The following is a 6194-nucleotide window of genomic DNA, read 5'->3' as shown; positions in this document are numbered from 1 at the left end:
CTTCCGAACCCGCCCCGCGCCCACGGCGAGCAAGAGCGTGGGAAGCCGCGGCCCCGTCTCCCGGGTCACAAGCAGCCGGTACAGCAGCGCGAAGAACGTCCGCTGCGCGACCTTGATCTCCGGCGGCAGCTCCTTCGCCGTCGCGTCCGCGGAGAACCCGGCCCGCACCTTCGGCACGCCGTACACGAGGTGGGTGAGCCCGTCCAGGGACCAGTGCGAGTCCAGGCCCTCCAGGAGCAGCCGCAGCGACTCGCGCGCCTCGTCGTCCAGGGACGAAAGCAGCTCGGTGTCCGGCTCGGACCGCACGACGGTGCGGGCCTCGGCCGGCACCTGCGTGGTGATCCAGTTCTCGGCGCGGTCGAGCCGCGGCCGGACCTCGTCGAGCGAGGCCAGCGGCGCCGAGGGGTCCAGGTCGCTCAGGATCCGCAGCGTCTGGTCCTCCGCCCCCGCGGTGATGTCCGCGACGGACGCCAGCGTCCGGTACGGCAGCGGCCGAGGCGTACGCGGCAGCTCACCCGCGGCGGTGCGCACCGCGCGGGAGTGCGCGGAGGCGTCGGCCGGCAGCGCGGAACCGTCGGCGACCTTGGCCTCCAGCTTGTCCCACTCGTCGTAGAGCCGCTGGATCTCCTGGTCGAAGGCGATCTTGAAGGACTGGTTGGGCCTGCGCCGCGCGTACAGCCAGCGAAGGAGCGGTGCCTCCATGATCTTCAGGGCGTCGGCCGGGGTCGGCACCCCGCCCTTGGAGGACGACATCTTCGCCATGCCGCTGATGCCCACGAAGGCGTACATGGGGCCGATCGGCTGCACGCCGTCGAAGATCTGCCGCACGATCTGCCCGCCGACGACGAACGACGACCCCGGCGAGGAGTGGTCCACCCCGCTCGGCTCGAAGATCACACCCTCGTACGCCCAGCGCATCGGCCAGTCGACCTTCCAGACCAGCTTGCCGCGGTTGAACTCGCTGAGCTTCACGGTCTCGCCGAAGCCGCACGCCGTGCAGGTGTAGACCAGCTCGGTGGACTCGTCGTCGTACGAGACGACCGTCGTCAGGTCCTTCTCGCACTTCCCGCAGTAGGGCTTGTACGGGTAGTACCCGCTGGCGCCGCCGCTGCCGTCGTCCTCGCTCGCGGCGCCGGACCCCTCGGCGGCCTCCAGCTCGGCCTCGTCGACGGGCTTCTGCGCCTGCTTGCCCTTGCCGGCCTTCGCCGGGTCCTTCTTGGTGCGGTACTGGTCGAGGATCGCGTCGATGTCACCGCGGTGCCGCATCGCGTGCAGGATCTGCTCGCGGTAGGCGCCCGAGGTGTACTGCTCGGTCTGGCTGATCCCGTCGTACTCCACACCCAGCTCGGTGAGCGCCTCGGCCATGGCGGCCTTGAAGTGCTCGGCCCAGTTCGGGTACGCGGACCCGGCGGGGGCGGGCACCGAGGTGAGCGGCTTGCCGATGTGCTCGGCCCAGCTCTCGTCGACGCCGGGGACACCGGCCGGCACCTTGCGGTAGCGGTCGTAGTCGTCCCAGGAGATCAGGTGACGGACCTCGTACCCGCGCCGGCGGATCTCGTCGGCGACCAGGTGCGGGGTCATGACCTCGCGGAGGTTGCCGAGGTGGATCGGGCCGGAGGGGGAGAGACCGGAGGCGACGACCACCACCGGAGCCTCGGCACCGGCTTGTTTCGCGCCCGGGGCACGACGCTCCGACTCGGCGATGACCTCGTCCGCGTAGCGGGAGACCCAGTCGGTGGTATCGGTGCTCTGAGCCACGATCGGCACGCCTTTCCTCTTCTATGTGAGTACCGCTTGACGGAGCCATTCTCCCAGGTGGCCCCGTAACCGCGAAAACCGCTTTTCACCGCGTGGGATACTCGGTTTTCGTAGCTTCAGCACACCCAGGCACCCGAGCAGAACGGCACCCATTCATGGCCTCGGTCACGTCCCTCACCGCCTCCGTCCACCAGCGCCTCGCGGACGCCCTCTCGGCTGCCCTGCCGGAGGCCGGTGCCGCGGACCCGCTGCTGCGACGTAGCGACCGGGCCGACTTCCAGGCCAACGGCATCCTGGCGCTCGCCAAGAAGCTCAAGGGCAACCCGCGCGAGCTCGCCGCGCAGGTCGTGTCCGGGATCACCGCCCCGGACCTGATCAAGGACATCGAGGTGTCGGGCCCCGGCTTCCTGAACATCACGGTCGCGGACGGGGCGATCACCGAGAACCTCGCGGCGCGTGCGGCCGACGGCGACCGGCTCGGCGTCCCGCTGAACCCGGACGCGGGCACGACGGTGATCGACTACGCCCAGCCGAACGTGGCCAAGGAGATGCACGTCGGCCATCTGCGCTCCGCCGTCATCGGCGACGCCCTGCGCCAGATGCTCGACTTCACCGGCGAGAAGACGATCGGCCGCCACCACATCGGCGACTGGGGCACCCAGTTCGGCATGCTCATCCAGTACCTGGTCGAGAACCCCGACCAGCTGGCCCCGGCCGCCGACGTCGACGGCGAGCAGGCGATCAGCAACCTCAACCGTGTCTACAAGGCCTCGCGCGCCGTCTTCGACGCGGACGAGGAGTTCAAGGGCCGGGCCCGCAAGCGGGTCGTCGCCCTCCAGTCCGGCGACAAGGAGACGCTGGAGATGTGGCAGCGGTTCGTGGACGAGTCGAAGGTCTACTTCTACTCGGTCTTCGAGAAGCTGGACATGGAGGTCCGCGACGAGGAGATCGTCGGCGAGTCCGCGTACAACGACATGATGGCCGAGACGGCGCGGCTCCTCGAGGAGTCGGGCGTCGCGGTCCGCTCCGAGGGCGCGCTCGTCGTGTTCTTCGACGACATCAAGGGCAAGGACGACAAGCCGGTCCCGCTGATCGTGCAGAAGGCGGACGGCGGCTTCGGGTACGCGGCCTCCGACCTCTCGGCGATCCGCGACAGGGTCGTCGACCTGCACGCCACCACCTTGCTGTACGTGGTGGACGTGCGGCAGTCGCTGCACTTCAAGATGGTCTTCGAGGCGGCCCGCCGGATGGGCTGGCTGAACGACGAGGTCACGGCCCACAACATGGGCTACGGCACGGTGCTCGGCGCGGACGGCAAGCCCTTCAAGACGCGTGAGGGCGAGACCGTACGCCTGGAGGACCTGCTCGACGAGGCGGTGCAGCGCGCGGCGGAGGTCGTACGCGAGAAGGCGCGCGACCTCACCGAGGAGGAGATCCAGGAGCGGGCGTTCCAGGTCGGCATCGGCGCGGTGAAGTACGCGGACCTGTCGACGTCGGCGAACCGCGACTACAAGTTCGACCTCGACCAGATGGTGTCCCTGCACGGCGACACGTCCGTCTACCTCCAGTACGCGTACGCCAGGATCCAGTCGATCCTGCGCAAGGCGGGCGCGGAGACGGGCGGCCCGGTGGCCCACCCCGAGCTGGAACTGGCCCCGGCGGAGCGGGCGCTCGGCCTCCACGTGGACGCGTTCGGCGACACGCTCGCGGAGGCCGCCGCGGAGTACGCCCCGCACAAGCTGGCCGCGTACCTCTACCAGCTGGCGTCGCTGTACACCTCGTTCTACGACAAGTGCCCGGTCCTCAAGGCGGACACCCCGGCGCAGATCGAGAACCGCCTGTTCCTCTGCGACATCACGGCCCGCACCCTGCACCAGGGCATGACCCTCCTGGGCATCAGGACCCCCGAACGCCTCTGAAGGCGCCGAGCGGGGCGCCCCGTTAGGGGCGCTCCGTAAGGGGCGCAGGTGAGGCCCCGTAAGGGGCGCGGGGCTGTGACATATGCGGCTCCGCCGCGTGGGCGCGCCCAGCCACATACGGCCCGCAGATCTCACCCCACGAACGCGGCCCGCAGCCGCCGCAGGCCCTCGACGATCTCGTCGGGGGCCTGCGTTACAAAACAAAGCCGCAACGTAGAAACATCCGGCGCCCCCGCAAAAAAGGGCGCCCCCGGAACGTACGCCACGTCATGCGCAACGACACCCCCCAGCAACGCCCCCGTGTCGTACCCCTCAGGCAACTTCACCCACACGAACATCCCACCCTCCGGCCGAACCCAGCCGGCCCCTTCCGGCAGCGCGTCCCCGAGGCCCGACAGCATCGCGTCCCGCCGCTCGCGATAGACCCCCGCCACCCGGGCGACATGCCCATCGAGATCGCGCTCCGCGAGGTACCGCGCCGCGGCAAGCTGGTTGACGGTCGGCGTATGCAGGTCCGCCGCCTGCTTGGCCACCGCGCAGGCCCGCAGCAGCGCGCCGGGCCCCCGCAGCCAGCCGAGCCGCAGCCCCGGCGCCATGACCTTGGAGAAGCTGCCGAGCAGCACGGTCCGCTCCTCGGCCCCCGGATACGTGGCGATCCACGACACCCGCTCCCCCTCGAACCGCAGCTCCCCGTACGGGTCGTCCTCCACGATCCACACCCCGCGCCGCTCGGCGACCCCGGCTATCGCGGCGCGCCGGGCCCCGGGCAGGGTTCGGCCCGTCGGGTTCTGGAAGGTGGGCACGGTGTAGAGCAGCTTCGGCCGGTGCAGGGCGACCAGCTCGTCCAGGGCGGCCGGGTCCATGCCCTGCTCGTCACCCGGCACGGGCACGATCCGCGCGCCCGCGAAGGCGAAGGCCTGGAGCGCCGCGAGATAGCAGGGGTTCTCGACGAGGACGGTGTCCCCGGGCTCGACCAGCGCGGTCGCGAGGAGCGAGAGGGCCTGCTGCGAGCCCGTGGTGATCAGCACGTCGTCGGGTCCGGTGGCGAGCCCGCGCGCGGAGGTCCGCGCCGCGATGGCGGTACGCAGGACGGGCTCGCCCTCCGTCGTGGAGTACTGGAGCGCCCGCTCGGGCGTCTCGGCGAGGACCGCGCGGAAGGCGGCCGCGATGCCCTCGGCGTCGAAGAGGCCGGGTGCGGGCAGGCCGCCCGCGAAGTTGATGACCTCGGGGCGCGCGGTGACCGCGAGGATGTCCCGTACCGGCGAGCCACCGACCGAGGCGGCGCGCGCGGCGAGCGGCGGCATGGGGGCGACGGCGGGGGCTGGCTCGGTGACGGTCACGGCGGTGACTCCTTCGGCTCGGACGGCGCCGGCCGCACCCAGGGCGGCTCGGACGGCTCTGCCCGCACCCTAGGCACGCCCGTGCCCTCTACACGCGCCATTCCGGGATGCGGACGAGCCTTGCCCGCCCGGGGCCTCAACTGCCGAGCGGGGCCTCCCACTTGGAGCCGCCGAGCGGCCAGCCGAACGTGGGCCGCCCCTCGTTGCCGCTGGTGCGGAACGGCTTGCCCTGGTCATCGATGCGGAGCACGTTGTGCCGTTTGCCGCTCGACCACTCAAGCTCCAGATACCAGCGGACGTCGTGGGCCTCGACATCGGCCTTGACGTAGAAGACCTCGGGGTCGTCCTCGCTCACCTTGTACGGGAAGTCGCGCTGACCGGCCTTGGGCGTGAGGCGCGGCGCCCCGTCGTCGAGGTCGACGGCGAAGGACTTGGTGGAGACCCGGCCGCCGCAGCCGACGCCCATCTGGAAGTCGTTCCAGGCCAGCGGCGAACTGGTGCTCTGCACGCGGACGTTCATCCCTTGCAGGACGACGGTGTCCTTGCTCAGCCCCTGCACGGTGACCTCGATCAGCTGCTCACCGGCCGAGACCGCGCCGAGGTCGGCGGCCCAGCCCGGCGCGTCCTGCTCGACGGCCGGCGGCTGGGGCACCTGATGGGGCTTGCGGTTGACCAGGAAGCGCTGGCTGCACGGGCTTTCGTAGACGTAGGGCCTGGTACGGACGGCGATCGGCGCCCCGAGATCGTCGCCGGGCGCCTGCCCCAGGGAGGCGGGGCCCTTGCCGCCGCGCTCGCCCGAGGAGGCGTCGCCGGGCCGGGGGCTCGCCTTCCGCGAGGGCGACGAGGAGGGCTTGCCCTTGCCCTGCTTCGCCTCGGGTTCGTCGGCGGGGTCCTTGTGACCGTCCGCGCCCGAGCTGGCGCCCGCGGACGCTTCCGGGCTTGCCTGCGCCGAAGCGCCGGTTTCGTTCCGCCGACGTCCGTCGTCGTCACCGCCGTTCAGCGCGAGGGCGGCGGATCCTATGCCGACCACGGCGGCGGCACCAGCGGCGGCGAGAGCGATGACCCGACGCCTCTTGGCGGGCCCCGGCTCCCGCTGCGGGCGGGCCTCCCGCACGGCGGGACGGGCGGGCACAGCGCCCGGCGCCGGGCCACCGGACGAAGGCGTGGGACCCGGCAC

Annotated in this window: 3 protein-coding genes and 1 pseudogene; 1 reads left to right on the top strand and 3 read right to left on the bottom strand. The window is 71.5% G+C overall.

Annotated features, from left to right (window positions below):
* A partial coding sequence (gene lysS, locus GKQ77_RS25415; RefSeq protein ID WP_219691265.1) for a lysine--tRNA ligase occupies positions 1-1767 on the bottom strand: 1767 nt, incomplete at its 3' end.
* A gap of 146 nt (positions 1768-1913) precedes the next feature.
* On the opposite strand from lysS, the gene argS reads away from it, so the two are divergent.
* On the top strand, positions 1914-3677 hold the full coding sequence (argS, locus tag GKQ77_RS25410) for an arginine--tRNA ligase (RefSeq protein ID WP_219691264.1): 1764 nt from the start codon (positions 1914-1916) through the stop codon (positions 3675-3677).
* A 131-nt stretch (positions 3678-3808) separates the two neighbouring features.
* Here argS and GKQ77_RS25405 read toward each other — a convergent pair whose 3' ends face one another.
* Together GKQ77_RS25405 and GKQ77_RS25400 are read right to left on the bottom strand one after the other, a co-directional pair.
* Positions 3809-5017, bottom strand: a complete 1209-nt coding sequence (locus GKQ77_RS25405) for an aminotransferase-like domain-containing protein (RefSeq protein WP_219691263.1) — start codon at positions 5015-5017, stop codon at positions 3809-3811.
* A gap of 136 nt (positions 5018-5153) precedes the next feature.
* Positions 5154-6194, bottom strand: a pseudogene (locus GKQ77_RS25400) (transcriptional regulator); the annotation flags it as partial.

It is taken from the genome of Streptomyces anatolicus (assembly GCF_019400875.1).
In the GTDB taxonomy this organism is placed as follows: Bacteria; Actinomycetota; Actinomycetes; order Streptomycetales; family Streptomycetaceae; genus Streptomyces; species Streptomyces anatolicus.
The sequence above is the reverse complement of the archived record's forward strand: the minus strand, read 5'-3'. Positions and strand labels throughout refer to the sequence as shown.

Coding starts and splice junctions, on each gene's coding strand:
- argS (WP_219691264.1), top strand. CDS start 1,914: ATGGCCTCGGTCACGTCCCTCACCGCCTCCGTCCACCAGCGCCTCGCG.